At 60.8% G+C, this 26,996-nt stretch carries 25 protein-coding genes and 1 pseudogene; 12 read left to right on the top strand and 14 right to left on the bottom strand.

What is annotated here, in order from left to right; all coding sequences use genetic code 11:
• The first annotated feature begins 114 nt into the window (after positions 1-114).
• The gene (locus tag C6Y56_RS04745) at positions 115-1,089 is read left to right on the top strand and encodes a 2-hydroxyacid dehydrogenase (RefSeq protein ID WP_169428939.1); all 975 of its coding nucleotides are present in this window, start codon (positions 115-117) and stop codon (positions 1,087-1,089) included.
• A gap of 135 nt (positions 1,090-1,224) precedes the next feature.
• Entirely contained in the window at positions 1,225-1,734 is a 510-nt protein-coding gene (locus C6Y56_RS04740; RefSeq protein WP_169428938.1) for a DUF2165 family protein, read from the top strand.
• Positions 1,735-1,754: 20 nt separating this feature from the next.
• On the opposite strand, the gene C6Y56_RS04735 is transcribed toward C6Y56_RS04740, so the two are convergent.
• Positions 1,755-2,657: a DMT family transporter gene (locus tag C6Y56_RS04735; protein ID WP_169428937.1), complete on the bottom strand. Its 903-nt coding sequence runs from the start codon at positions 2,655-2,657 to the stop codon at positions 1,755-1,757.
• 231 nt (positions 2,658-2,888) lie between these two features.
• Positions 2,889-3,368 (bottom strand): hypothetical protein, encoded by a 480-nt coding sequence (locus tag C6Y56_RS04730; RefSeq protein ID WP_169428936.1) that lies wholly within the window; start codon positions 3,366-3,368, stop codon positions 2,889-2,891.
• Between the two features lie 220 nt (positions 3,369-3,588).
• Here C6Y56_RS04730 and C6Y56_RS04725 point away from each other — a divergent pair, with 220 nt between their 5' ends.
• Entirely contained in the window at positions 3,589-4,464 is an 876-nt protein-coding gene (locus C6Y56_RS04725) for a helix-turn-helix domain-containing protein (protein WP_169428935.1), read from the top strand.
• On the opposite strand, the gene C6Y56_RS04720 is transcribed toward C6Y56_RS04725, so the two are convergent.
• From C6Y56_RS04720 to C6Y56_RS04705, 4 genes are all read right to left on the bottom strand, one after another.
• Positions 4,465-6,894, bottom strand: a complete 2,430-nt coding sequence (locus C6Y56_RS04720) for a TonB-dependent siderophore receptor (RefSeq protein WP_169428934.1) — start codon at positions 6,892-6,894, stop codon at positions 4,465-4,467.
• Positions 6,895-7,101: 207 nt separating this feature from the next.
• Positions 7,102-8,091 (bottom strand): FecR family protein, encoded by a 990-nt coding sequence (locus tag C6Y56_RS04715; protein ID WP_169428932.1) that lies wholly within the window; start codon positions 8,089-8,091, stop codon positions 7,102-7,104.
• Positions 8,088-8,654: an RNA polymerase sigma factor gene (locus tag C6Y56_RS04710; protein ID WP_119426751.1), complete on the bottom strand. Its 567-nt coding sequence runs from the start codon at positions 8,652-8,654 to the stop codon at positions 8,088-8,090. Before C6Y56_RS04710 ends, C6Y56_RS04715 begins: the two co-directional genes overlap by 4 nt.
• 66 nt (positions 8,655-8,720) lie before the next feature.
• Positions 8,721-9,026 (bottom strand): DUF3649 domain-containing protein, encoded by a 306-nt coding sequence (locus C6Y56_RS04705; RefSeq protein WP_169428931.1) that lies wholly within the window; start codon positions 9,024-9,026, stop codon positions 8,721-8,723.
• Positions 9,027-9,200: 174 nt separating this feature from the next.
• Here C6Y56_RS04705 and C6Y56_RS04700 point away from each other — a divergent pair, with 174 nt between their 5' ends.
• From C6Y56_RS04700 to fecA, 3 genes are all read left to right on the top strand, one after another.
• Entirely contained in the window at positions 9,201-9,689 is a 489-nt protein-coding gene (locus tag C6Y56_RS04700; RefSeq protein WP_169432595.1) for a sigma-70 family RNA polymerase sigma factor, read from the top strand.
• Positions 9,686-10,615 (top strand): DUF4880 domain-containing protein, encoded by a 930-nt coding sequence (locus tag C6Y56_RS04695; protein WP_169428930.1) that lies wholly within the window; start codon positions 9,686-9,688, stop codon positions 10,613-10,615. The genes C6Y56_RS04700 and C6Y56_RS04695 overlap by 4 nt, the downstream gene beginning before the upstream one ends.
• A gap of 135 nt (positions 10,616-10,750) precedes the next feature.
• Positions 10,751-13,084, top strand: coding sequence for a TonB-dependent Fe(3+) dicitrate receptor FecA (gene fecA, locus C6Y56_RS04690; RefSeq protein WP_169428928.1), 2,334 nt, complete (start codon positions 10,751-10,753; stop codon positions 13,082-13,084).
• Positions 13,085-13,154: 70 nt separating this feature from the next.
• Here fecA and C6Y56_RS04685 read toward each other — a convergent pair whose 3' ends face one another.
• Together C6Y56_RS04685 and C6Y56_RS04680 are read right to left on the bottom strand one after the other, a co-directional pair.
• Positions 13,155-13,562 carry an HPF/RaiA family ribosome-associated protein gene (locus C6Y56_RS04685; RefSeq protein WP_011332524.1) on the bottom strand — a complete coding sequence of 136 codons (408 nt, stop codon included), beginning with the start codon at positions 13,560-13,562 and terminating at the stop codon, positions 13,155-13,157.
• A gap of 200 nt (positions 13,563-13,762) precedes the next feature.
• The gene (locus tag C6Y56_RS04680) at positions 13,763-14,710 is read right to left on the bottom strand and encodes a LysR substrate-binding domain-containing protein (protein ID WP_169428927.1); all 948 of its coding nucleotides are present in this window, start codon (positions 14,708-14,710) and stop codon (positions 13,763-13,765) included.
• A 135-nt stretch (positions 14,711-14,845) separates the two neighbouring features.
• Between C6Y56_RS04680 and C6Y56_RS04675 the strand changes: the two genes are divergently transcribed.
• From C6Y56_RS04675 to C6Y56_RS04665, 3 genes are all read left to right on the top strand, one after another.
• The gene (locus C6Y56_RS04675) at positions 14,846-16,222 is read left to right on the top strand and encodes an L-serine ammonia-lyase (protein WP_169428926.1); all 1,377 of its coding nucleotides are present in this window, start codon (positions 14,846-14,848) and stop codon (positions 16,220-16,222) included.
• 63 nt (positions 16,223-16,285) lie between these two features.
• A complete protein-coding gene (locus C6Y56_RS04670; protein WP_169428925.1) occupies positions 16,286-17,587 on the top strand; it encodes an HAAAP family serine/threonine permease in 1,302 nt (433 codons plus the stop codon).
• Positions 17,588-17,786: 199 nt separating this feature from the next.
• Positions 17,787-18,104 (top strand): DUF3509 domain-containing protein, encoded by a 318-nt coding sequence (locus C6Y56_RS04665; RefSeq protein ID WP_169428924.1) that lies wholly within the window; start codon positions 17,787-17,789, stop codon positions 18,102-18,104.
• Here the strand turns inward: C6Y56_RS04665 and C6Y56_RS04660 are convergent.
• Positions 18,101-18,601, bottom strand: coding sequence for a phosphate-starvation-inducible protein PsiE (locus C6Y56_RS04660; RefSeq protein ID WP_003221775.1), 501 nt, complete (start codon positions 18,599-18,601; stop codon positions 18,101-18,103). The two genes, C6Y56_RS04665 and C6Y56_RS04660, sit on opposite strands and share 4 nt — an antisense overlap.
• A gap of 293 nt (positions 18,602-18,894) precedes the next feature.
• On the opposite strand from C6Y56_RS04660, the pseudogene C6Y56_RS04655 reads away from it, so the two are divergent.
• Positions 18,895-19,152: pseudogene (locus tag C6Y56_RS04655) on the top strand (YebG family protein); the annotation flags it as partial.
• Positions 19,153-19,319: 167 nt separating this feature from the next.
• On the opposite strand, the gene C6Y56_RS04650 reads toward C6Y56_RS04655, so the two are convergent.
• Entirely contained in the window at positions 19,320-20,339 is a 1,020-nt protein-coding gene (locus C6Y56_RS04650) for a Leu/Phe/Val dehydrogenase (RefSeq protein WP_169428922.1), read from the bottom strand.
• 184 nt (positions 20,340-20,523) lie between these two features.
• Between C6Y56_RS04650 and C6Y56_RS04645 the strand changes: the two genes are divergently transcribed.
• The gene (locus tag C6Y56_RS04645) at positions 20,524-21,327 is read left to right on the top strand and encodes a SirB1 family protein (RefSeq protein WP_169428920.1); all 804 of its coding nucleotides are present in this window, start codon (positions 20,524-20,526) and stop codon (positions 21,325-21,327) included.
• Here the strand turns inward: C6Y56_RS04645 and C6Y56_RS04640 are convergent.
• The 4 genes from C6Y56_RS04640 to hmgA all read right to left on the bottom strand — a co-directional run bounded on the left by C6Y56_RS04640 (position 21,251) and on the right by hmgA (position 26,044).
• Positions 21,251-22,648: an MFS transporter gene (locus tag C6Y56_RS04640; RefSeq protein WP_169428918.1), complete on the bottom strand. Its 1,398-nt coding sequence runs from the start codon at positions 22,646-22,648 to the stop codon at positions 21,251-21,253. The two genes, C6Y56_RS04645 and C6Y56_RS04640, sit on opposite strands and share 77 nt — an antisense overlap.
• Positions 22,649-22,792: 144 nt before the next feature.
• A complete protein-coding gene (gene maiA, locus C6Y56_RS04635) occupies positions 22,793-23,428 on the bottom strand; it encodes a maleylacetoacetate isomerase (RefSeq protein ID WP_169428917.1) in 636 nt (211 codons plus the stop codon).
• A 12-nt stretch (positions 23,429-23,440) separates the two neighbouring features.
• Positions 23,441-24,745 carry a fumarylacetoacetase gene (gene fahA / locus C6Y56_RS04630; RefSeq protein ID WP_169428916.1) on the bottom strand — a complete coding sequence of 435 codons (1,305 nt, stop codon included), beginning with the start codon at positions 24,743-24,745 and terminating at the stop codon, positions 23,441-23,443.
• A gap of 3 nt (positions 24,746-24,748) precedes the next feature.
• A complete protein-coding gene (gene hmgA / locus C6Y56_RS04625) occupies positions 24,749-26,044 on the bottom strand; it encodes a homogentisate 1,2-dioxygenase (RefSeq protein ID WP_169428915.1) in 1,296 nt (431 codons plus the stop codon).
• A 163-nt stretch (positions 26,045-26,207) separates the two neighbouring features.
• Between hmgA and C6Y56_RS04620 the strand changes: the two genes are divergently transcribed.
• On the top strand, positions 26,208-26,993 hold the full coding sequence (locus C6Y56_RS04620) for an IclR family transcriptional regulator (RefSeq protein ID WP_169428914.1): 786 nt from the start codon (positions 26,208-26,210) through the stop codon (positions 26,991-26,993).
• Positions 26,994-26,996: the final 3 nt, after the last annotated feature.

The following is a 26,996-nucleotide window of genomic DNA, read 5'->3' as shown; positions in this document are numbered from 1 at the left end:
CGCAATCGCAGCGCCTTGCTGCCGCCCTAAGGGGTAGGCAGCGAGGTACTCGCCTAACCCTCGACAAGAATGTTAGCTTGCTTGGCATCCAGCCGCCCGACGAGCTCTCCTTCAATGAAAAAAACCGTCCTCGCCTTCAGCCGCATCACCCCCCCCATGATCGAACGCCTGCAACAGGACTTCGACGTCATCGTCCCCAACCCGAAAAACGGCGACATCAACGCCCAGTTCAACGAAGCCCTGCCCCACGCCCACGGTCTGATCGGCGTCGGTCGCAAACTCGGCAAGGCCCAACTGGAAAATGCCGCAAAACTTGAAGTCGTCTCCAGCGTCTCCGTCGGCTACGACAACTACGACCTCGCCTACTTCAACGAACGCGGGATCATGCTCACCAACACCCCGGACGTCCTCACCGAAAGCACCGCCGACCTGGCCTTCGCCCTGATCATGAGCAGCGCCCGCCGCGTCGCCGAACTGGACGCCTGGACCAAGGCCGGCCAGTGGCAAGCCAGCGTCGGCGCACCACTGTTCGGCTGCGACGTACACGGCAAGACCCTGGGCATCGTCGGCATGGGCAATATCGGCGCGGCCGTCGCCCGTCGCGGACGCTTCGGCTTCAACATGCCGATTATCTACAGCGGCAACAGCCGCAAGACCGAACAGGAACAGGAACTCGGCGCACAATTTCGCAGCCTTGACCAACTGCTGGCTGAAGCCGACTTCGTCTGCCTGGTCGTGCCACTCAGCGACAAGACCCGCCACCTGATCAGCCATCGCGAACTGGCACTGATGAAGCCGAGCGCCATTCTGGTGAACATTTCCCGTGGCCCGGTGGTCGACGAGCCAGCCTTGATCGAAGCGTTGCAGAACAACCGCATACGCGGCGCCGGTCTCGACGTCTACGAAAAAGAGCCGCTGGCCGAGTCGCCGCTGTTCCAGCTGAAAAATGCAGTGACCTTGCCGCACATCGGCTCGGCGACCAATGAAACCCGCGAAGCCATGGCCAACCGTGCACTGGCCAATCTGCGCAGCGCCCTGCTTGGCGAACGGCCGCAGGATCTGGTCAATCCGCAAGTCTGGCGCGGATAATAAATCGGGCAAGTACTGTGCAGTACTTGCCCGATCACTGATCTGACGCACATAACTTGCAATTGAACTGAATAACTGACCAGTTCCTTCCGCTATAGAATCTCCAAAAATTAAAACTTTCTGGAGACATTAACCTTGAGAAACCTCGGCACCGACCAACTCATCCGCTACAGCAAAGTCATCTTGATGGCTTACATCAGTTTTTTCGGCATTCTAGTGATGTACAGCAACTTCACCGACTATCCATCAAACTATGAATATGTCGGGCACATCCTCAGCATGGACACCACTCAGATCAACGAAAACATACGACATCGGGCAATTACCTCGCCCATGCTGCACCACCGTATTTACTGGTTGATCATTACCCTTGAAGTGATTTACACCATTTGTTGCCTGCTGGGCACTTACCACCTTTATCGAAAAATCAACGAATCGGCAGACGCCTTCCACGAAGCCAAGAAACTCTCGATCATTGGTTTGATGATCGCCATGTTTGTTTATTATGTCGGTCTGCAAACCATTGGCGTTGAATGGTTCGACATGGATACTTCACAAACATGGAATGCCAAGGACTGGGCCCGACACATTGTCGACTTTATATTTCCATTATTGATTTACATCGCCATAAAAATTGAGCGCTGAATATCCGGCGCCCAATAACCTCAGGCCAGTTTGCCTTGAGTCGGCCGTATCGGTGCGCGGGGTTTGCGGAACACCAACACATTGCCCAACATCACCAGCACCAACCCCGCCAACGCCGGCGCCGTCCATTGGTAGCCCTCGGCAAATGCCGAAACATTAAGCGCCACGACCGGGAACAGCACCGTGCAATAGGCTGCGCGCTCCGGCCCCATGCGACCGACCAGGGTCAGGTAAGCGGTGAAGCCGATCACCGAACCGGGGATGACCAGGTACAGCAGCGCACCGATGTAGCGCGACGTCCATTCCATTTCGAACGGAATGCCTTTGATCAGGCACCACACCGACAGCATCGCCGCGCCGTAGGCCATGCCCCAGGCATTGGTGGTCAACGGTTTGAGGCCGGCCTTCTGTTGCAGGCTGGAGAGCATGTTGCCCGCCGAGAAACACAAAGTGCCGCAAAGCGCCAGACCGAGGCCGAGCAAGGTTTGCGGACTGGCGTGATGCCCGGCCAGTTCCGGCCAGAACAACAGGCCCAGTCCGCCCAGCCCCAGCGCCCCGCCCATCAGCACATTGCGCGCGATGCGTTGACCGAAGAACACCCGTGCATTCAGCGCGTTCCACAAGGTCGCGGTGGAAAACACCACCGCCACCAGACCGCTGGGAATCCATTGGCTGGCAGTCAGGAAGCACATGAAGTTGACGCAGAACAGGCACAAGCCCTGCGCCACGCAGATCAGATGCCCGCGCCGGTTCATCGGTTGCAGACGACGGCTGAGCAGCAACAGCGCAAACAGCACCAGCGCGGCAAGGCCGAAGCGATAGACGATTGACACCGGAATCGCCACCACGCCCAGTTGCCACTTCAGGGCAATCCAGGTGGTGCCCCAGATCAGCACGGTCAACAAATACAACGACAGGTTCATGGCAGACACTCCTCGATTGGGTTTCAGTGTCTGCTGAGGACGAGCTTTCACGCTTGCAAAAAATTGCTCTTTTTAACTACCCGCACGGCACGAAGTATTCAAGACTGCGGGGATGTGAGAACAGGCGGTGAGTCTCAACGAGAACATCACCAGAAAGCCCGGTACCAATACAATTTGCGCAACAACGTTGCAGACCGACTGGATCTGCAACGTTCTGGGCCATCCGAAAAACTATACTTTCCACGTATAACCTTCAAAACCATCGACAGTGGGGCCGGAATAATCGAGTGTGTAAAACATAGACAACCAACCAATGCTGTCCCACTGACTATCACGAATTGAGTAATCGAACTGACCGTCACTCACGTTGATTTCATCCACAAATCGACCATCCTGATTGAAAATCTGGACAACTGCGTTGAACGTGGAAATCAATTTGCATCTGATGCGCAGAATTCGCTCCTCCGATTTCAGGGTAACCTTCATTTGTGCGCGCACACCTTCGGACATGGAGTCACCAGAAAACTCAAGCACATTGCCTAGGAATCCAGCGTCAGTTTCCGTCGGTGTAGCACTACGACAGTTCAATGGAACATCTGCAGTTCCCCATGTCGTTTTTAGTTCAATATCAAAATGGGCAAGCTTGAGGGTCTGATGCCGGCCTGGAGTAACGCCTTCAAATCCTTCCTCCCACAATTTTTCTTCCGCCATGACGTTTCACCTTTTAGACTTGGGTCGTGAGCACACATCTAATACTTATTCACCACATCTACCAACTGTCAGTTCTAACAGTCTTAAAGAACTAAACGCACTTAAAAACCAACCGTTGATACTTTTTTCATGACTTGCGAAAACTTGCGGTTTTTAAGAGGCACTGGCTGGCAGCGCGAATTCTGCGGAGTAGGATGCAAGGCGTTGAAGAGAACCGATCATGGCCGCCATCGATACCCTGCAAGTCTTTCAAGCCCTCAACAGCTCGCCCAATGCACGCCTTGTGCACAGCGCCGAGTTGGGTGACGGCTTGTCCGCGGCCTTGTGGACCAATCACCACGACGCCCAGGAATACGAAGCGCCGAGTCATCACACCCTTTCCTGCTACATCGCCGGCGGCACCGGCACCTTCCGTCGTGGCGAGCCCGGCAACAAGGGCGGTCCGGACAAGCTGTGCATCCTGCCCGCCGATCACGAATCAGGTTGGGTCATCAACGGTGATATTCGCCTGGCTCACCTGTACTTCAGCGCCGAACAATTTGCCTTGGGTTGCGTCACGCTGCTGGATCGCGAGCCTCGGGAAATGCAGCTGCGCGAACAGACTTTCCTCGAAGATCCGCAACAGGCCCACCGGTTTCGCCAGTTGCTGACCCTGAACTGGGACGAACCCGGCGAGCGTCTGCTGACCAGCAGCCTGGCCCACGAACTGATCAGCCACACCCTGCTGAGTCAGGTCGGCGTACGTCAGGGTTTGCGCCTCAAGGGTGGACTGGCGCCGCATCAACGTCGGCAACTGGTGGAGTTCATCGACAGCCAGTTGGCAGAGCCGATCAGCCTTGGCCAATTGGCGGGGTTGTGTGCGCTGTCGGAATACCACTTTGCGCGGATGTTCCGGGTGAGCTTCGGCCTGCCGCCGCATCAGTATGTGCTGGCACGGCGCTTGAACCGGGCGCGGGAGTTGTTGCGGGGCACGGCGTTGCCGTTGGGGGAGATTGCCTTGGCATGCGGATTTGCCAGTGCCAGCCACTTCACCAACCGCTTTCGCCAGGTGCTGGGTGGAACGCCCGGCGAGTATCGCCAGGCGTTTTTGCGCTGATCAGAACTCCAGCGTGCTGGACAACGAAATCTGCCGCGAATCGCCCATCGACACGAAGAACCGGCTGGCCGCCGAGGTGTAATAGGTGCGGTCGAACAAGTTCTTCACGTTAAGCTGAAACTTGACCTTCTGCCCTTCCACTTTGGTGTCGTAGGTGGCGAACGCGTCGGCCACGGTGTAGCTCGGCAGTTCGAAATCATTCACCGCGTTACCCGCTCGCTCGCCGACATACCGCGCGCCGGCGCCGACACGCAGTTGATCACCGCCGATCACGCTGCCGAAGTCATAGACCGCCGACAGCGAGCCGGTGTTCTTCGCCACGTTTTGCAGCTTGTTGCCTTTGTAGTCCGGGTCTTCGGTGACCTCGGCGTCGGTGTAGGCGTAGCTGCCGATCATGCTCCAGCGGTCGCTGAGCTGGCCGGTCAGGTCCACTTCCAGACCGCGGGAACGTACTTCACCGGCGGCGCTGTAGATCGTGGTCGGACCTTCGGCATTGGCCACCAGCACGTTGCGTTTCTTGATGTCGAACAGCGCGATGTTGCCGGTGACGCGGCCCGGAATGTCGAGGCGTGCGCCCAGCTCCCAGGACTTGGCTTCTTCCGGAGCGATGCTGCCGTCGAGCACGGTGCTGCTGCCGCTGAGCGGAGCGATGGTCGAGTTCGGTTTGAACGACTCGGTGTAGCTGCCGTAGAACGACAACGCGTCGGTATAGCGATACACCAGACCGGCACGCGGCACCCACTTCTGCCCGTTGCTGTCGGTGTTGGCCTTGAACGGCACGCCTTTGCCGGCGTACTGGTCGTACTCCTGGAACCGCCCGCCGGCCACCAGAATCCACTGGTCGTTGAGGTGGATCGAGTCCTGCAGGAACACCGAATCACTGCGCAGCAGATCGGTCTGCGCGCTGTCCGCCGGGCTGACGGTGGTACCTTCGACTTCGCGGCCATAGACCGGATTGACGTAACTGAAGGTGCTCAGGCTTTTCTGGCGGATCAGGTCGGCACGGTAGATCTTGCGGTACTCGTCGTCGACGCCGAACACCAGGTCATGCTGCATGCCCAGCACCTTGACCTTGCCTTCGAGGCTGGCAGTGGTGAAACGGTCGGTACTGATCGCGCCCTGGGTGCCGTCCATGCTGCGGGTCAGGGTGCCTTTTTTGGTGTCGATGGCGGTTACGCGGACCTGGCTGGCGTCATAGGTTTCGCGGTTCCAGCTGTAGCCGAAATGGGCTTTCCAGTCATCGTTGAGTTCGTGGTCGGCCTCGAAGTGGTAGAGGTCCGAACGCCCTTCCATGTCGTTGAATTTCTCGTCGAGACGTTCGTTGCGCGAAATGTCCAACGGATGGTTGGTGCGTGGATCGATCAGCGTGCCACGGTCGAACGGCGTCAGGAATTCCCGATGCTCATACGCGAACAACAGCTTGGTGCGCTCGCCGTACCAGGCCAGCGACGGCGCGATCAGCGATTCACGGTGCGTACCGAAGTTGCGCCAGTAATCCTCGTCCTCGTGATCCAGCACCATGCGATAGGCCAGGCCGGAATCACCCAGCGCACCGGTGCTGTCGAACGAACCGCCGCTGCCGTTCTTGCCGTCGCCGTAAGTCGAGCCCCGCAGGGTCAGGGCGTTGTACTGCTCAAGTTCGGGTTTCTTGCTGACCATGTTGACCACGCCGCCCGGGTCCTGAATCCCGTACAGCAGCGAGGCCGGGCCCTTGAGCACTTCGACGCGATCCACGGTGGCGTTCATGCCACGGCCCTGCACTACCGGCATGCCGTCGCGCATGATCGAGCCGTTGCGGTTATCGCCGAAGCCACGGGTCATCACCGAATCCTGGGTGCTGCCCAAGGTGTTGCCCTGGGTGATGCCGCTGACGTTGGCCAGGGCGTCATCGAGATTGCGCGGCGCCTGGTCGCGAATGACCTGGGTCGGGATCACGTTGACGGTCTGCGGGATTTCCTGAAGCGAAGCGGAGGAGCGCATCACCGAACTGGTTTCCGGTGGCTGGTAACTCAGCGGCTGATTTTCCATCGAGGTGATAGTGGTCGCACCGAGGTTCAGTGCGCCCTCGATGGGCTGCGGTTCGAGCATCAACGTATGACTGTCGGTGCGACGGAAGGTCAGGCCGGAACCGCTGAGCAGACGTTGCAGCGCCTGTTCGGCACTCATCTGGCCATTGATTGCCGGCGCGTCGAGGCCGTAAGGCGCTTCGACGGTGTAGACCACGCTCTGACCGGTCACGCGACTGAAATCGCTCAAGGCCTGCGGCAGCGGTTTGGCGGTCAGGGAAAAACTGAATTGTTTCTGAGGCTGGCTGCTGTTGCTTTCAGCGGCTTGCGCCACGCTCATCGGCAGTAATGCCAACGCCGCAAAACTCAGCGCCGAGGCGCCGAACCACTGTTTGACCGAACCCGATTTTGCCCTGGACTTCATTGCTCATGACCTGTGTAGAACCGCAACGGATGCGAATGACTCGCAGTTTCAGTCACTACACGGATGGCATCGGGATTTACCTCACCACAAAATTGAAAATATTTTCAGAATGAGATTTTGTCAGTGCCGACGCCTTCGCGAGCAAGCTCGCTCTCACCCTGAAATGCACTTCCCTGTGCGAGCTTGCTCACGAAAGGGCCAGTGAGATCAGCGAAGAATTATCAGATTTCCCGGCAATTGATGCTGCTCGAATCCCAACACCCCTTGCAGCGAGTTCAGCACCGCTTGCGGGTCCTTGCTCGGAAAGCTGCCGCTGACTTTGCGTGCGCCCAGTTCGTCGTTGAGCAACACGATCCGTCCGGGAAAATAGCGCCGCAGATCCTGCACCACATCGGCCAGTGTCGACTTGTAGTAAGTCAGCCAGCCCTGACGCCAGGCCAGTTGCGCTTCGCTATCCACGGCGTGCAGTTTTTGCGCCGAACCTTCGCCATACGCAACCTGTTGGCCAGCAGTGAGAATCTGTTGTTCGGCGTCTCTTGCCGCCGTCACACCGACGCGTCCGGACAACACGGTGACCTGAGCCCCACGAGGTTGCAGGCGTACTTCGAACTGAGTACCGAGCACCCGCGCCTGGCCCCTCTCGGCCTCGACCACGAACGACTCGCCGGTGTGAGTCACGCTGAAAAATCCGGCGCCGCGGCGCAATTGCACATGCCGCTCGCCGTGACTGAAATCCACGGCGATAGCGCTGTCGGCGTCCAGCGTCACCTGCGATTGATCGGCCAGGATCACGGTGCGGATTTCGCCGGGAGCCGAAACATAATCGGCGCCCAGATCATCGACCCAACGCTGCGGCTGCCAACCGGTGCCGAGGCTGATCATCAGCAACAGACAGGCCGCCATGGCCAGTCCACCGGCCCAGCGTCGAAGGGGCGTACGGCGCGGTCGGTTCATCGCATTGAGCAATCCCTGCAACGCCAGAGCGTCTTCATCGGCCAGAGTACGCGCCGGCCCTTCGCTCAACTCCCAGATGACCTGCGCCTGGGCGTATGCCTCGGCATGCGCGGGATCGGCATGCAGCCATTGACTGAAGGTCAGTTGATCACCGGTGCTGGGGCGGTCATGCAACAGGCTCAGCCAGGCAAAAGCCGCCTGCTCCTGAGCGGGCGTCGGGGTGACGCGGTCAGTGTGGTTCACGGTGCTTTCCCTGGCAGGCGTGGCGCGGGTTCGCGCAGGCTGGCCTTGCAGGCCTCGAGGGCGCGCATCATATGTTTTTCCACGGCGCTTTGGGACAGGCCCATGGCCTTGGCGATCTCGGCGTACTTGCGCCCGTGGATGCGATTGAGCAAAAAGATCTGCCGCGTGCGCTCGGGCAAGGCGCGCAACGCTGCTTCGACGTGGCGCAGATCATTACCCGCTTCGAGCGCGGCCTGTGGCTCGCTGGCGCTACTGTCGGGTTCGTCCGGTTGCCAGCCTTCATTGACCCGAACCCGCGTGCCTTCACTGCGCAAGTGGTCGATCGCAATGTTGCCGGCGCAGCGCAGAAGATAAGTGCTGAGCTCTTCCACCTGAACGAGCGGCCGGCGCCAGAAACGCAGGAACAGATCCTGCACCAGATCCGCTGCCGTCGCCCTGCAACCGACGCGCCGGTTCACCAGCGCTTCCATTTGCGAACGTTGGGACAGAAACACCTGCAGAAAGTGCGCGCGGGCGCCGTGGGGCTCGTCGTCGCGGGACTCGGGCGGATGGCTGATCAGCATCTCAGTTCAAGAACCCTGCGACAGTGAGCGGTAGTGGGCCGGTCATTGCCTGCCTTGAATCCTCTTTCATGCGTAACCCAGCCCCCGAGCAGCGCCGGAGATCGTCGCCAGAATCACACTCGGCACCAGCAGCCCGACCCACGCGGCCCACGCGCTGCGGCAGGCGAAACACCAGAGCACGGCCACCAGGTAAACCAGAAACGAAACGGTCATCCCGGTAACGACTGCTTCGGCGCGGTTCAGCGGTAACCACAGGGTCAGCGTGACACTGGCCAGCGCCGCGACCAGATAGCCGCCAAACACCGCCGCGAGCACCCGCGACGTGACAGCCAGACGATAGGACATGGGAAGTGCGGCGAGTTTGGCTTTCATGTTTCGACCCTGAAACGGTTAACGCCCGGCCAACAGCCAGACGACAGGCAAACAATATTAATGATAAATATTCTCATACGCAAAAGAGTCTGATTGCCGGCACTTACGCGCAGCCCTACAATGCGAACCATTCTTGTTCTCTAACGCATCCTGCATGCGCCCGGAGTGATGCCGTTGTCGTCCGCCCATCCTGTCGAATCGCTCTACCAGGCCCATCACAGCTGGCTCACCGGCTGGCTGCGGCGCAAACTCGGCTGCCCGGACAGCGCCGCCGATCTGGCCCAGGACACCTTCATCCGCGTCCTGACCGCCCGCGAGCCGCCGGTGATCATCGAACCCCGTGCGTTCCTCACCACTCTGGCCAAGCGCGTGCTGTTCAACCATTACCGCCGTCAGGACCTGGAGCGCGCCTACCTCGACACCCTCGCGCAGATGCCGGAAATGGTCGCACCTTCGGAAGAGGAGAAAGCGATCATCCTGCAATCCCTGATGGAGCTGGATCAGTTGCTCGACGGTCTTTCGCGCGTCGTCAAACGCGCATTTCTGCTGGCACAAGTGGATGGCCTGACCTATCCACAGATCGCCGCTGAACTGGGTATCTCCGTGGCCACGGTCAAACGTCATCTGAATAAAGCGGCGATGCGCTGCTATTTCGCCCGGTGAACCCGCCGATGGATTTTTCCGCGCAGGTCGCCGAGCAGGCGGTGCACTGGTTGCTGGAAATGCAGCAGGGCCCATTGAATCCGCGCCAGCAACAAGCCTGGCAACAATGGATCAACGCCCACAGCGAACACCGCCGTGCGTGGGAACACATTCAGCGGGTCAATTCGCGGCTGCGCGGATTGTCGTCGCCACTGGCCCACGCCGCGTTGAATGCGCCGAAATCCGCCAGCCGGCGTCAGGCGCTGAAGTTGTTGCTGATTCTCGGCGCCGGCTCGGCGGTCACCTGGGGAATGCGCAAGCACAATCCGTTGCCGTCGCTGCTGGCCGATTACCGCAGCCCGGTCGGTCAGCGACGCAAGATATCGCTCGGCGCGGACGGTCAATTGCAGCTCAACACCGCGAGTGCGGCGGATGTCCGGGGCGATGGTCTGATTCGCTTGCTCGAAGGCGAAATGCTGCTGACCGCCACACAATCCTTCGAAGTACAAACCGCCCAGGGCCTTCTGAAAACCCAGGGCGCGCGAATAAACGTGCGGCAGTTTGCCGACCGCACGCAGGTTGCGCTGTTTGAAGGTCGGGTCGAATTGAATGCGCAAGGTCGCGCGCCGATGCTGCTGCCGGTCGCCCGACAACTGAGTTTCAGCTCCACCGACGTCAGTGCGGCAAAACCGCTGGACGCCAACAGCGGCGCCTGGGCCGACGGCATGCTGGTGGCCGCGCACATGCGCCTTGGCGACTTCCTCGACGAACTGGGTCGCTACCGTCGCGGGCAGCTCAATTGCGATGTGAAAGTGGCTGACCTGCTGATATCAGGGACTTATCCACTGGACGACAGCGAGCGGATTCTCGACCTGCTGGCAATCAGCCTGCCAGTGAACGTGAAGCGTTTTACTCGCTATTGGGTGACGGTCGAAGCCAGAGCCTGATCGCTCCCACGCTCTGCGTGGGAGCTCAACCCCGGGGGCTCCGCGTCCCCTGTAAAAATAAATGAGCCGTTTTTCAGATCTGGTGTGACAGAGAAGGAAAGCCCCCTTGATTCAACCTTCTCAGGACCGTCCTCCATGCACCCCACCCGCCTCACGCCGTTGGCCCGAACCCTGCGCAACCTCGTCCTCGGCGCCAGCCTGAGCTTCAGCGCCCTGCCCCTCGCGCAGGCCGCTGAAACCAAGGCTTATCACATCGCCCCGTCATCGCTGGAAAACGCCCTTAACCAGTTCGGTCGTGAGGCCGGTGTGCTGATCTCGTTCGGCTCGCAAGTCACCCGCGGCGTGCAGAGCCGCGGCCTGGAAGGCAGCTATACCGCGGAACAAGGCCTGAACGCGCTGCTCGAAGGCACCGGCCTGCGGGCCCGGGCCGAAGGCGGCAACGCTTTCAGCCTGCAACCGTCGAGCGATACGGCGCTCGAGCTGGACACTTCGACAGTGGTTGGCGACTGGCTCGGTGAAGCCGAACAGGTCAACGTTTTCGAGCACCCCGGCGCCCGTGACGTGATCCGTCGCGAAGAATTCGAACGCCAGGGCGCGACCCAGGCCCGCGATGTGCTCAACCGCATTCCCGGGGTCAATGCCCCGGAAAACAACGGCACCGGCAGCCACGACATGGCGCTGAACTTCGGCATTCGCGGCCTCAACCCGCGCCTGGCTGCACGCTCGACGGTATTGATGGACGGCATTCCGGTGCCGTTCGCGCCTTACGGCCAGCCGCAGTTGTCCTTCGCACCGATCAGCATGGGCAACATGGATGCGGTGGACGTGGTGCGTGGCGGCGGTGCCGTGCGTTACGGCCCGCAGAACGTCGGCGGCGTGGTCAACTTCGTAACCCGGGCGATCCCTGACGAGCCGACCGTCAAGGGCGGCTTCCAGACTGAAACCAGTCCATCGTCCAGCCATGACGGCTTCAAGACCAGCGCCAACCTGCTGGCCGGCGGCACCAATGCCAATGGTCTGGGCGGCGCGTTGCTGTACTCCGGCACGCGCGGTGGCGACTGGCGTGAACACAGCGACACGGAAATCGACGACCTGATCCTCAAGGGCAAATACCAGCTCGACGAAGCCAACAGCTTCAACGCCATGGCCCAGTATTACGAAGGCAAGGCCGACATGCCCGGCGGCCTGAATGTCGCCGACTACGATGCCGACCCGTACCAGTCTACCCGGCCAAAAGACCAGTTCTGGGGCCGTCGCACGATGTTCAATGTCGGCTATCGCTACCAGGAAGATCGCCGCGAATTCACCGCCAACACCTTCTTTACCAAGACCCTGCGCAGCGGTTATCTGGATCAGGGCACGTTCCTGTCGCTGTCGCCACGTGAATACTGGGTTCGCGGTCTGGAAACCCGATTCGCCCAAGGCTTCGACCTTGGCCCGACCGCCCATGAAGTCGGCGTCGGCTATCGCTATATCAACGAGGCCGGTCACGAGTTGCGCTATCGCACCCCGATCGCCAGCAACGAATACCCGACCACCAACAGCCGCAACGACCGTGACACTCGCGGCGGCACCGAGGCCAATGCGTTCTTCGTCGATGACCGCATCGACATCGGCAAGTGGACGATCACCCCGGGCGTGCGCTACGAAATGATCGAGTCGCAGCAGACCAACAACCTGACCAACGTCAAATACAAGGGCGACTACAACACCGCGCTGCCGGCGTTGAACGTGCTGTATCACCTGACCGACAGCTGGAACCTGTACGCCAACACCGAGGGCTCCTTCGGCAGCGTGCAATACAGCCAGATGCCCAACCGCGTCAGCAGCGGCGAAGTGAAACCGGAGAAGGCCCGCACGTGGGAAGTCGGCACCCGCTACGACAACGGTGCACTGCGAGCGGAGATCGGCGCGTTCCTGATCAACTTCGACAACCAGTACGAAAGCAACCAGACCAACGATTCGGTGATCGCCCGTGGCGAAACCCGGCATCAGGGCATCGAAACCAGCGTCAACTACGCTCTCGACGACTTGAGCCCGGCGCTGGCCGGCTTCGATGTCTACGCCACTTACGCCTATGTCGACGCAACCATCCGTGAAGATGGGCCGAACAAGGGCAATCGTGTGCCGTTCTCGTCGAAACACAAAGGCACGATCGGCGTCGGTTACACCGAAGGGCCGTGGAAACTGAACCTGGACAGCAGCTTCCAGAGCGACCAGTTCGCCGACAACGCCAACACCTCGAAAGAAAGCGCCGACGGCAGCACCGGCAAGATCCCCGGCTACATGCTGTTCAGCAGCCGTGCCGGTTATGACTTCGGCCCGCAGCTGTCGGACCTGAACGTGGCGGTGGGGGTGAAAAACATCTTCAACACGCAATACTTCACCCGCTCGTTCGATGACAACAACAAGGGCAAGTATGTCGGTGAGCCGCGCACGGTGTACGTGCAGACCTCCGTGGCTTTCTGATCCTGCTGAAAACAGAAAGGGCCTGCAATTGCAGGCCCTTTCTCATTGGGTGGCTTGGAAAATCAGCGCATCAACTGTTGATCGCTGCCTGTTCGTTCTCGTCAAACTCTTCCGCCAATAGCTTGTCATTGGCCTTGCTTGTGAATGGCACCACAGCGGCTCGCGGTTTGCCGCGCAGTTTGCCAAACAGGTGCTCCAGCGCGTGCTCCAGTTTTTCGGCTGCACCATCGATCGCCTGTTCCAGCGAATCGGCTTTGTGGGTGACGGAAATCGGTTGATGGCCTTTCGGCCGCGCTTCCAGTTGGCAGCGCAGGTCATGGGGACCCGGCTTGTCACCGTTCTCGTCGCTCAGATGGACTTCGACACGGGTCAGGTCTTCCTCATAACGGTCGAGCGTGCTCTCAATTGTGGTGCGTACCCACTCCTCCAGTCGTTTGCTGCTTTGAATATGGTTGTCGCTGTTGACTTGGATTTGCATAGTTCATCCCTTATTTCAGCTAGCTCGCAAGAGGCCTGGAACAGGATTTCGTGACCTCTTGATTACAACAATCGGCCCGCTTGACGAACATTTCAACCCCTGAAAAAAGATAAATATTCATACGCAAAAAAAGCCGGACAACCGAGTAAAGCGCTGGTAAGGTCGGGAGTTGGGTCGCCCCGGCACCCCGTAAAATCTGCTCACAATTGGCCATCACGCAGCGGGTGAAGGCTGCGAAAAATTCCCGCCTCCTCCACCAGCCAATCATGCACCGCCCGCACACCCGGATGGCTCAACGCCCCCGGCGCATAAAGCAAGACATAGCGCTTGTGATTGGGCACTGAAATCCCGAATGGCACGATCAACGTCCCCCGCTCCAGCTCGTCGTTGAGCAACGTGCGCCGGGCAATCGCCACGCCCATACCGGCAATCGCCGCTTCGATGGTCAAGTGGTTGCGATTGAACGTGTGCCCGCGCCGCACATCGGCGCCCTCGAAACCGATGGCATTCAGATAAAACTCCCACTCCGCGTATTCATAGCTGCCGCGCCAGGCGGTGATGTCGTGCAGCAGCGGGAAATGCACCAGATCCGCCGGCCCGTGCAGCGGCGGCCGCCCACGCAGCAGGCCCGGCGCGCACACCGGAAAAATCTGCTCGTCGAGCAAGGCTGTGGATAACAGGCCCGGATAACTGCCGTCATTCAAGTCGATGGCCAGGTCGAAGTCCCCTTCATGCAACGGCACGCTGCTGTCCTCGGCCACCAGTCGCAACTGGATGTCCGGGTAACGCTGTTGCAGGCGCGGCAAACGCGGGGTCAGCCATTTGCTGAGGAACGACGGAATCGAACGCACCCGCAGAATCCCGCTGATCATTCCCGCATCCAGGCGCCGCAATTCTGCATCGATGCTGCCGTAGGCCTCATTCACCGTGATCGCCAGTCGCTGCCCTTCCGCGCTCAACTCCACGCCCCTGGCGCGGCGGTGAAACAAGCGAAACCCCAGCCGCTCTTCCAGCTGTCGGATTTGCTGACTCACCGCCCCCGGCGTGATGTGCAGTTCCTCGGCACAGCGAGTGAATGACAAGTGCCGTGCGGCACAGGAAAACACCTGCAGCCAGACGTAAGTCTGGGCATGCAATTGACGGCTCATGGTTTAGTCCTGCTAAAGGCTTACTTAGGAAGTTTCGTTAGTCACGTTGAAGCGAGGTAGGCAGTATCGCCGACATTGCGCTTGTCCTACAAAAAATGGCAGCGATTCCTACTCCATCGCTTGTAAGGGTTTAGCATGGCTATCAGTGTTTTCGATCTATTCAAAGTCGGCATCGGCCCGTCCAGTTCCCACACCGTCGGCCCGATGCGCGCCGCCGCGACCTTCGCCCAGGCGCTGATCGACCAGCATTTGCTGAACGATGTGCAGCGGGTGGAAATCCGTTTGTACGGCTCGCTTTCGGCCACCGGCGTCGGCCATGCCACTGACCGCGCGACGGTCATGGGTTTGATGGGCGAATGGCCGGACAGCATCGATCCGTCGACCATCGAGCCTCGCATCCAGCAACTGCGCGAGACCGGCCAACTGTCTCTGGCCGGTAAACGCTCGATTGCCTTCAACTGGCAGCACGATCTCCTGCTGCTGGACGAGAGCCTGCCCTACCACCCGAACGCCATGTCGCTGACAGCCTTTGGCGCATCCGGCCAACTGTTCGAGCAGACGTACTACTCCGTCGGCGGCGGTTTCATCATCGAAGCGGCCGAAGCCGAATCCGGTGTAGCGCCGGCCAGCGACGTCGAGTTGCCCTACGAATTCTCCAGCGCCGTCGAACTGCTGGCGCTGTGCAAGCAGCACAACCTGCGGGTTTCCGAACTGATGATGGCCAACGAACGGGCCTGGCGTAGCGACGCCGAGATCCGTCAGGGCCTGCTGCACATCTGGTCGGTAATGCGCGAATGCGTCGAGCAAGGCCTGCGTCACGAAGGCGTCCTGCCCGGCGGTCTGAATGTTCCGCGTCGTGCAGCAAAATTGCACCGCAGCCTGTTGGAAATCGGCAAGCCGAACGTCATCAGTTCGACCCTGTCGGCGATGGAGTGGGTCAACCTGTTCGCCCTCGCCGTCAACGAAGAAAACGCCGCCGGCGGGCGCATGGTCACTGCACCGACCAACGGCGCCGCCGGGATCATTCCGGCCGTCCTGCACTACTACATGAAATTCAATCCGGATGCGTCGGACGATGACGTGGTTGCGTTCTTTCTGGGCGCTGCCGCCGTCGGCATTCTGTGCAAGAAAAACGCTTCGATCTCCGGCGCCGAAGTCGGCTGTCAGGGCGAAGTCGGTTCCGCTTGTGCGATGGCCGCTGCGGGTCTGGCCGATGTGCTTGGCGCCACACCGGAGCAGCTGGAAAACGCCGCCGAAATCGGTCTGGAACACAACCTCGGCCTGACCTGCGATCCCGTCGGCGGCCTCGTGCAAGTGCCTTGCATCGAGCGCAACGCCATCGCGGCGGTGAAGGCGATCAACGCCACGCAAATGGCCTTGCGCGGCGACGGCAAACATTTCATCTCCCTCGACCGGGTGATCCGCACCATGCGCGATACCGGCGCCGACATGCATGACAAATACAAAGAGACTTCACGGGGCGGCCTGGCCGTGAGCTGGGTGGAGTGCTGAGGAGCGCTCCCCGACCGCCCGTAACACGTGAGCCCGAGCAATAATAAAAACGAGGCAAAAACGATGACCGATGTACGCACACCTGCTGCCGAAAATCCTGCTGTAGACCGCACACGCAATAACGAAACCGCCCACAAGGGCTGGAGCAAATTCGACACCACCTGGATGCTCGGCCTGTACGGCACGGCCATCGGTGCCGGCACCTTGTTCCTGCCGATCAACGCCGGTGTCGGCGGCTTCTGGCCGTTGCTGATCCTGGCGTTGCTGGCGTTCCCGATGACCTTCTTCGCGCACCGGGGCCTGACCCGCTTCGTGCTGTCGGGCCGTTCCGGTGACATCACCGAAGTGGTGGAAGAACACTTCGGCATCGGTGCCGGCAAACTGATCACGTTGCTGTATTTCTTCGCGATCTTCCCGATCCTGCTGGTGTACAGCGTGGCGCTGACCAACACCCTGAGCAGCTTCCTCGAACATCAGCTGCACATCGTCCCGCCGCCGCGCGCGGTGCTGTCTCTGGTGCTGATCCTCGGGCTGATGACCATCGTCCGTTGCGGTCAGAGCGTGATCGTCAAAGCCATGAGCGTGCTGGTGTACCCGTTCGTCGCCGCGTTGCTGTTGCTCGGCATCAGCCTGATTCCGAACTGGAACGGCGCATTCTTCGCCAGCGCCCAGGAAGCCATGCCGATGTCGGTGTTCCTCAAGACCCTGTGGCTGGCCATCCCGGTGATGGTGTTCTCCTTCAACCATTCGCCGATCATCTCCGCCTTCGCCGTCGAGCAAAAACAACGCTACGGCGATCAGGCCGAACGCAAGAGCAGCGGCATCCTCGCCATGGCTCACGGCATGATGGTGGTAACCGTGATGTTCTTCTGCTTCAGTTGCGTGCTGGCGCTGTCGCCGGCGGATCTGGCAGCAGCCAAGGCACAGAACATTTCTATCCTGTCGTACCTGGCCAACCACTTCCAGACCCCGGTCATCGCTTACGCCGCGCCATTGATTGCGCTGGTGGCAATCACCAAATCCTTCCTCGGCCACTACATCGGCGCCAGCGAAGGCTTCCAGGGCATGATCGTCAAAAGCCTGCGCAGCCGTGGCCGGGTGATGTCGGCGAGCTGGCTGAACCGTGCGACCGCACTGTTCATGATCCTCAGCTGCTGGGCCGTGGCGACCTTCAATCCGAGCATTCTCGGCATGATCGAAACCCTCGGCGGGCCGGTGATTGCCTGTCTGCTGTTCCTGATGCCGATGTACGCGATCCGCCGCGTGCCGGCCTTGCGCCAGTATTCGGGCCAGGCGTCCAACGTGTTCGTGGTGCTGATCGGCCTGATTGCACTGTCAGCGATCATCTACTCGGTTCTGCCCTGAAACGGGCCGCAAACCAAGAAGGCGAGCCATGGGCTCGCCTTCTTTTTGGCTGGTTTCATTGTTCGACAATATTCCCGGCATGTCCCTTGCTACATCGCTGAAGGAGACAGGACCACGGAAGGGCCGATGGTCAGTTTTGGCGAACCAACCCGATCAAGGCCGGTCAACAACTGCACGTTCAATCAGGCGGTGACGCATCATGGACAATCCTTTTCAGATCATTACCGATGCCTTCGCGCCGGACTATCAGATCAACCTGAGCATTCAGGGCCTCGACGGCAGCATCATGCTGACCCTCTCCAATGGCGGCCGGATCGTCGCCAAACGGATGATCAGCGCCGAACAACGCAACGACCCCAAGCGCCTCAAGCGCCTGGTGCAAAGCATTCAGTTCGGCATCGCCATCGAACAGGGCCACAGCGCCATGGCGATCCTTGAAGCCATGACCCGCGGCGACGGAATCACCCCGCCACCGCGCCAGATCAAGGCCCGGCACCCGTCATCGATCGGCCTTTAAAGCTCGCCCTTCTCGATCTCGGGGTGTTCACCGGAACCCGCCCCGAGCTTGCGTTGCGGCTTCTCGATTTTCACCGAAGGGAATTGCGACGAGGCGTAACGCACCACCAGAATCGAGAACGCCAGCAACAGAATCCCGCCGCACAGGTAGATGATGCCCATGTCCGGCGGGTTGTGGTGCGAGACGTTGGAGATCAGCAGGCGCGTCAGTGCGGTGATCGCCACGTAGATCAGGAAGCGCACCGGCATGTGGTTGGTCTTGAAGTAAATCCCGACCATCGCCCCCAGTTCCAGATAGATGAACAGCAACAGAATGTCATCGATCTTGATGTGCCCTTCCTCGAGCATCCCGAGAAATTCCATCACCGCCGCCCACGCGGTCACCGCACCGATGGCGAACAGCGCCAGGTAATGGAAGGTCTCGACGAACAGATTGCCCAGGGACTCGGCCAGTTGATGCACGTTTTGCCGCAGTTTCTCGGCCCAGTTGATTTTCACGATGAAGATTCCTTAGCCCGGTTCGAGCGGATGTTGCGTGCTGGACGTGACAGTTATTGCGCACGTACGCAGATGCATGCAGAAAAGAGGCCACGCCATCATGGCGAGCCCCCGCGAAACCCGCGCCGTGGCGTTTGGTCGCACCTGCACGCAGGCACCGGGCTGACAAACTCCGAATCCGGTCTACATTAAAAAGCCACTACCCAAAGCGCAGGGATTCGCTTATCCTTTTCGCTGTATATAGATACAGTAGTCGCAAAGACAACTTAATGTGAAGGCATGTGAGGTGGTGAATGGCCGTCGAAGTGGTATACCGCAGCAGCCGAGATCTGGAGCGCTTGTTCATGGATAAAGCCGAAGCTGACCGTCATGACAAAATGCTCGAACTGGCCGAACTGTTGGCCGAAGTGCTGGAAAAAGCCGTTCCTTCGTTGAGCGAGCAGCAAGTGGAAGAAGTCGGGATCTTCATGGCGAAGAACCGCGATGTATTTGCCCGGGCGTTCAAGAGCCAGCCCGATGCCCTGTCGGAACTGATCAACGCACCGGCTGCACCGGTTGTGGCAACCGAGCCGGCAGACGTGGCTGAACCGGTAGAAGCGCCAGCCAAACCCGCCAAGACGGCGAAGGCTGCGAAGTAATCGGCATCTGAATTGAAGCCTCTGAATTGAATGGCCCCTGAGTTGAAAGACTCAGGGGCTTTTTCATGTCCGGACAAACCTCAGCGGTACAACACCTTCTCCGCCAGTTCATCCGCTACCCTCGCTGGCGAGCGCTTTTCCGCCTGGGCGTGGGCAAACACTTCGGTCAGCCGCGAACTGATCTTCGACAGGTGGGCGGTGATCGTGGTCAGCTCTTCGCCCCGGTGCTTGAGGGAAACGTAGATCAGCCCACCGGCATTGATCACGTAATCCGGCGCATACAGAATGCCGCGCCGCTCCAGTTGATCGGCGACGTCCAGATGCGTCAGCTGATTGTTGGCCGATCCCGCCACCGCCGAACAGCGCAACTGTGTGACAGTGTGGCTGTTGAGCACACCGCCCAGACCGCACGGTGCGAGGATGTCGCACGGCGTACTGAGTAAGGCGTCGTTGGCGATCGGGTGGGCGTTGAGCTGTTCCATCGCCAGTTGCACTTTGCCGTGATCAATGTCGCTGACCAGCAGTTCGGCACCGGCGGCGTGCAGCTGTTCAGCGAGGGCATAACCCACATTGCCCAGCCCCTGAATCGCCACGCGCAAGCCTTCAAGGTTGTCGCTGCCCAGCCGCGCCATGGCGGTGGCGCGTATTCCGGTGAACACCCCCATTGCCGCATGGGGCGCCGGGTCGCCAGCGGATGTGGTGCTGGTGACATGTTGGGTCTGCTGGGCGATGCAATCCATGTCCGCCACCGAGGTGCCGCTGTCGATGGCGGTGATGTAGCGCCCGTCGAGCTGATCGATGCAACGGCCGAAGGCTTCGAACAGGGCGGCGCGGTTTTCCACATGGGGCGGCCGCACGATCACGGCGACACCACCGCCCTGGGCCAGACCGGCCAACGCAGCCTTGTAGCTCATGCCCTGGGCCAGGCGTACGGCGTCCTCGACCGCGGATTCGTCGTTCGGGTAGGCAAGATAACGACACCCGCCCAGGGCTGGCCCCAGGCGACTGTTATGGATGGCAATGACCGCCTTCAATCCGGACACCGGATCAACGCTAAGGTGCAGCGATTCCAGGCGAGTGCTTTGCATGAGAGCGAACATCGGCAGGCTCCCGAATCACTTCTGGTAGTCGCCAGTATAGGCTTGCGCCCAAAAATTGCTGAAGCGCACGGGAATAAGGCCCGACAGCGACCAATGCGTTGCGGCATAACCCGATGGCAGAGCGGCGCGATACTGGACGAATGACAGAGACGGGGCTAAAACGAGGCATTCTCCGGAGATTTTGATGAGTCCGCGCCAACGTTTTTTCGACTGTCTGCACCGTTCACCGCCTGCGCTGCTGGAGGCAGCGTTGTGGATGGCCGCCGAACACGATAAACATGTCGAGCCCCAAGCACTGTTGCAGGACTTCATCGAGCTGCAACAACGGGTCAGCTACGGCTTGCCGCTGTTGCCGGTCAGCGAGCTGGCGCAACCGTTGCTTCGACGCATGGTAGAACTGGGATTCGCGCAGGACGATTTTGTGCCGCTGCGCCCGCAGGCTGCGATGGTCAACAAGGTGTTGCACACTCGACGCGGCCAACCGCTGGCTCTGGCGCTGATTGCTCTTGAGCTGGCCCGAGGCCTGGAGATTCCGCTGGTGGGTGTGAACTTCCCCGGGCATTTCCTGCTGAAGGTTCCCGGCGCCGATCACTTGCTCGATCCGTGCGGTGGACGGCGCCTGTATCCGAACGATTGCCGCGAACTGCTGCATCGCCAATACGGCCACCAGATGCAACTCAATGCCGACCACCTGCTGACCGCCACACCGCTGCAGATGCTGCAGCGCCTGTCGCGCAATCTGCGCCAGCTGCACGTCACCCACGATGACTTCATCGCGGCGCTGATCGATGCCGAGCGCGTGCTCGAACTGGGCAATGCCAATGCCGCCGACTATCTGGCCCGGGCCAGTCTGTATCAGCGCCTCGACTGCCCGAACGCCGAGCGCTTCGATCTGGAGCACGCGCTACTGCTCAGTGACGATCCGATTCAGCGGCTTCGCCTGACGGAACGGCTGGGTCATCTGCCGCCCAATTCGGTGGTGCACTGACTGACGCCGCTGAAGGCGAACGCACCTGAATGATCAACAACGCCGCAATCACCGCCGGGATCGCGCAGAAGAAGAAAATCTGCTGCACCGGAATGTGCATCGCCAGCAACAGACTGCCGAACAATGGTCCGAGAATCGACCCGAAGCGCCCTACTCCCAAGGCCCAACCGGTGCCAGTAGCGCGCACGTGTGCCGGATAGAAGTTGCTGGCGAAGGCATTGAGCGTCAGTTGCCCGCCAATGATGCAAAACCCCGCCGCAAACACACAGGCCACCAGATAACGCGGATTGTCGTGGTTCAGGCCCAGCAGGATCGTGCACACCGCCGCGCCGGCCAGCACAGCGGACAGCAGGCGCACCTTGCTCTTCAGCCGGTCGGCGAACCACGCCATGCAGATCGCGCCCAGCGTGCCGGCGAACAGGAACATCGACGTCACCAGATTCGCTTCATTGAGCTTCAGGCCACTTTCCAGCAGCAGCGACGGCAGCCAGCTGATCATGAAATACAGCAGGATCAGGCTGACGAAAAACGTCGACCAGATCAGCAAGGTCGGGCGTGCGTAACCATTGCGGAACAACTCCACCACAGTCAACTTGCTGCCCTGCTCGCGTTCGTTCTGCTCGACCGATGCTGCAGGGGGTTGCCAGCCCGGCAGCATCCGCGCGGTGACCTTGCGCAGGCGCGCATAGGGCGGCGCATCCCGCAGCAGTCGCGGCAAGGATTCCGGCAGCATCCACCAGAGAAACGGGAACAACAGCAGCGGTGTAACACCGCCGGCGAGGAACACCGCTTGCCAGCCGAATCGGTCGATAAAACCCGCCGCGACAAAACCACCCGCCGCACCGCCGAAAGAGAAGCCGCAGGCCGCCAGCGTCACCATCAGCGTACGCAAGCGCGGCGGTGAATATTCCGACATCAACGCCATGGCGCTGGGCATCGCACCACCCATGCCGATGCCGCAGATGAAGCGCGCGATCATCAGGGTGTTCAGGGAATCGGCGAACACCATCAGCACGGTGAGGCTGGCGTAGATCAGCACGCAGGCGAGCAGAATCCGCCGCACGCCGAAGCGGTCGGCCAGTGGCGTCACGGCGAGCGAACCGAGGGTCAGCCCCAGCAGGTTGGCGCTGAAGACCGGACCGAACGCGGATTTTTCCAGGCCCCAGTCCTGCGCCAGCGCCGGCACCACGTAACCGAGCACCTGGGCGTCATAGCCGTCGGTGACCAGCAGCAAGGCGAGCAGGATCAGGAGCAACCACTGAAAGCGGGACACAGGACGGGCGTCGAGTGCCGCCCGAAAGCTGGCAATCTGGTTGTGCATCGCAAGGTACCTGTTTTGTTTTTATGATTTTTGGTGCCGCAACGAAAGCCTTGTGGGAGCGAGCCTGCTCGCGATGACGGCGGCACATCCACGATCGATGTGACAGAGATACCGCTATCGCGAGCAGGCTCGCTCCCACAGGGGTTACGGGGTGTCCGGCTGATTCGCCGGATGCGCCGCAATGAACGCCGGATGTTCAGCGGCCAACGCGGCCACCCGACGAATCCGTGGATACGACTCCAGCGAAACGTTGAACCGTTCGGCCGCGTACAGCTGTGGAATCAGGTACACGTCCGCCACGCACGGCCACTCACCGAAACAGAAGCCGCTGTCACCGATCAACTGCTCCACCGTCGCCAGCCCCTGACTGATCCAGTGGCCGATCCACTCGTTCACCTGCGCCTCGTCGTGGCCCAAACCGCGCAGGCGATTGAGCACACTGACGTTGTGCAGCGGATGCACGTCGCAGCCGATCACCGCCGCCACACCACGCACCCGGGCGCGGGCAACGAGGTCTTCGGGGAGCAACGGCACCTGTGGATAACGTTCTTCCAGGTACTCGATGATCGCCGGCGACTGAATCAGCAACTTGCCTTCGTCAGTGCGCAGCGCCGGCACCCGGCCCTGGGGATTGATCGCCAGGTACGCCGGTTGCCGATGCTCGCCACCGGGCGGTGCAATCAGGTTGACCGGCAACGCCTGATAGTCGAGGCCCTTGAGTGCCAGCGCGATCCGCACCCGGTACGACGAGGTGGAACGGTAGTAGGTGTAGAGGTCCATGAGCCGCTCCCGTCAGCGTGCCGCCAGCACAGTGCCCCGGCATTCGCCGAAGCCGATTGAGGCAAAACCCTCGCGGGCGCAGCGGGCGCGCAGGATGATTTCGTCGCCGTCTTCAAGGAATTTGCGCACTTCACCGGACGCCAGTTCGATCGGCTTTTTGCCGCCCTCGGTGATTTCCAGCAGGCTGCCGAACTGACCGTTTTCCGGCCCGGACAAGGTGCCCGAACCGAACAGGTCACCGGCTTGCAACTGGCAGCCGTTGACGCTGTGGTGCGCGACCATTTGCGCGACAGTCCAGTACATGTAGCGGGTGTTGCTCAAGGTCAGGCGATGGGCCGGCAGGTTCTGCTCGCGCATTTTCTCGGTGAGCAGCAGCACCTCCAGCTCGATGTCGAAGGCTCCGCCATCCTGATCGCGCTTGTCGAGCAGGTACGGCAACGGCTGCGGATCACCTTGCGGACGCGCCGGTTGCGCGGTACGGAATGGCGCCAGCGCTTCGGCGGTCACCACCCACGGCGAAACACTGGTGATGAAACTCTTGGACAGGAACGGGCCGAGCGGCTGGTATTCCCAGGCCTGGATATCACGGGCCGACCAGTCGTTGAGCAGGCAGAAACCGGCGATGTGTTCAGCGGCGTCACCAATGGCGATCGGCTCGCCCATCTCGTTGCCCTGACCGATCCAGATCCCCAGTTCCAATTCATAGTCCAGTCGAGCGCACGGACCGAAGGTCGGCTCGGTCGCACCGGCCGGCAGGGTCTGGCCTTTCGGACGGCGTACGTCGGTACCCGACGCGCGCACAGTGGAGGCGCGACCGTGGTAACCGATCGGCACGTGTTTGTAGTTCGGCAGCAGCGGGTTGTCCGGGCGGAACAGTTTGCCGACGTTCTGCGCGTGTTCGATGCCGACGTAGAAGTCGGTGTAGTCGCTGATGCGCGCCGGCAGGTGCAGCTGGCAATCGGCGGCCAGCGGCAGCAGTTTCGCGCCCTGGGCCTCGATGTTGCCGCGGTGGGTGCTGCCTTCGCTGAACAGTTCCAGCAGGCGCTCGCGCAGGGCAACGCGGGCGTCGCGGCCGAGCTCGAAGAAGGCGTTCAACTGGCCGCTGCGCATGGCTTCGACGGCACTGCGCGCGACGCCGTCGAACAGCCCGGCCTCCAGCGCCACTTGCAGATCGAAGATGTGCTCACCAATCGCCACGCCCGCGCGCGGCGCCGAGCCGTTGAGGCTGAATACGCCCAGCGGCAGGTTCTGCAGCGGGAAATCGGTGTGGCCGTTGGCCGAAGCGACCCAACTGCGGGTGATGGAATTCTGAGTCATGGATTATCTCCGGGTCGGGTCGAACGTGGCGGGCAGCGTGGCCCAGCAGGCGTCGTAAGTGGATTGCAATTGCGGACATTCGAGGGCGAAGCGGCTTGGGCGCAACACCTGGCTGGTCTCGAACATGAAGGCCATGGTGTTGTCGATCTTCGCTGGTTTCAGCTCCGCGTTAATGGCTCTGGTGCAGGTCTCGCCGTCCGGACCATGGGCGCTCATGCAGCTGTGCAGGGACGCGCCGCCAGGCACGAAACCTTCCGCTTTGGCGTCGTACTCGCCCTGGATCAGGCCCATGAATTCGTTCATCAGGTTGCGATGGAACCACGGCGGACGGAAGGTGTTCTCGGCCACCATCCAGCGCGGCGGGAAGATCACGAAGTCGAGGTTGGCCAGACCGTGGACGCTGGTCGGCGAGGTCAGCACGGTGAAGATCGACGGATCCGGGTGGTCGAAGCTGACGGTGCCGATGGTGTTGAAGCGGCGCAGGTCATATTTGTACGGCACGTTGTTGCCGTGCCAGGCGACCACGTTCAGCGGCGAGTGATTGAGTTCGGTGCCCCACAACTGGCCGAGGAATTTCTGCACCAGGGTGGTCGGTTGTTGCAGGTTTTCATAGGCGGCGACCGGGGTCAGGAAGTCCCGCGGATTGGCCAGGCCGTTGCTGCCGATCGGCCCCAGATCCGGAAGACGCAACGGCGCGCCATGGTTCTCGGCGACGTAACCGCGCGCTTGCGAATCGAGCAGTTCGACGCGGAATTTCAGGCCCCGTGGCAGCACGGCGATTTCCAGCGGCGCCACTTCCAGCACACCCAGTTCGGTGGCGATGCGCAGGCGACCCAGTTGCGGCACCAGCAGCAGCTCGCCGTCGGCGTTGAAAAATACCCGCTCCATCGAACGGTTGGCGCAGTAGTGATAGATGCTGATGCCAGCGGGTTTGTCGGCGCCGGAGTTGGCGGCCATGCTCACCAGACCGTCGATGAAATCGGTCGGTTCGGCCGGAATGTCCAACGGGTTCCAGCGCAGGCGATTGGGGGTCACTTCACCCAACGGGCCGCCCGCCAGTTGCCGCTCCAGCTTGACGAATGCCGGGTGATTGGCCGACGGCTGGATCCGGTACATCCACGTACGCCGCGCTTCGCTGCGGGTCATGGTGAACGCGGTGCCGGAGAACAGTTCGGTGTACAGACCGTAAGGGGCTTTCTGCGGGGAGTTCTGGCCGACAGGCAGTGCGCCGGGCAACGCTTCGGAGCTGAATTCGTTGCCGAAACCGGACTGGTAAGCCAGGGCTGAATCGAGGTTCATGGAGCCTCCTGAACAGGGAGTCGGCATGGCCGGACGCTCTGGATCAGAGGTCTTGGCACGCCGGGGTTATTTTTATCGTAATTCAATTACGCATAACGTAATTTGCTCGCTATCGAGCGTCAAGCTATAAAGACGCCCATTCGTTCCGGGACACGGCAGCACCATGGAAAAAACCAGCGACAGCAACGGCAAACAGAAAGTCCGCTCCGCCGAAGTCGGCACCGACATCCTCAAGGCCCTGGCCGAGTTGTCGCCGTCCACTTCGCTGTCGCGTCTGGCCGAACATGTGCAGATGCCGGCGAGCAAGGTTCACCGTTATCTGCAGGCGTTGATCGCCAGCGGTTTCGCCGAACAGAACACCGCCACCAACCACTACGGCCTCGGCCGTGAAGCGCTGCGCGTGGGCCTGGCCGCACTCAACAGTATGGACGTGCTGAAAGTCGCCGCCCTGCCGCTGGCCGAGTTGCGCGACGAACTCAACGAAACCTGTTTCCTGGCGGTGTGGGGCAATCAGGGCGCGACCGTGGTGCACATCGAACCGGCGGTGCGCGCGGTGACGGTGGTGACGCAACTGGGCTCGGTGTTGCCGCTGCTCAGCTCATCCACCGGACTGGTTTTCGGCGCGTACTTGCCGCATCGGGAAACCGATGAATTGCGCGAACAGGAAATCGCCAGCGGCGGCCATCCGCTGGCGGACGAAAAAGCCTATGCGGCGTTGTGCGAACAGATCCGCGAACGCGGTCTGCATCATGTCCACGGTTTGCTGATGCCCGGCGTCGACGCATTGTCGGCACCGGTGTTCAACGCCCTCGGGCAGGTCGCTGCGGTATTGACCATCGTCGGCCCGACGTCGCTGTTTCACGCCGACGAAAACGGCCCGGCGGCGCAGCGGTTGCTGGCGGCGACACGGGCCGTGAGTTGGCGAATGGGCCATGAGCCCCAAGCCTGAACG

The organism is Pseudomonas fluorescens (assembly GCF_012974785.1).
Taxonomy (GTDB): domain Bacteria; phylum Pseudomonadota; class Gammaproteobacteria; order Pseudomonadales; family Pseudomonadaceae; genus Aquipseudomonas; species Aquipseudomonas fluorescens_BT.
This window is presented reverse-complemented; position numbering and strand designations above follow the sequence as displayed.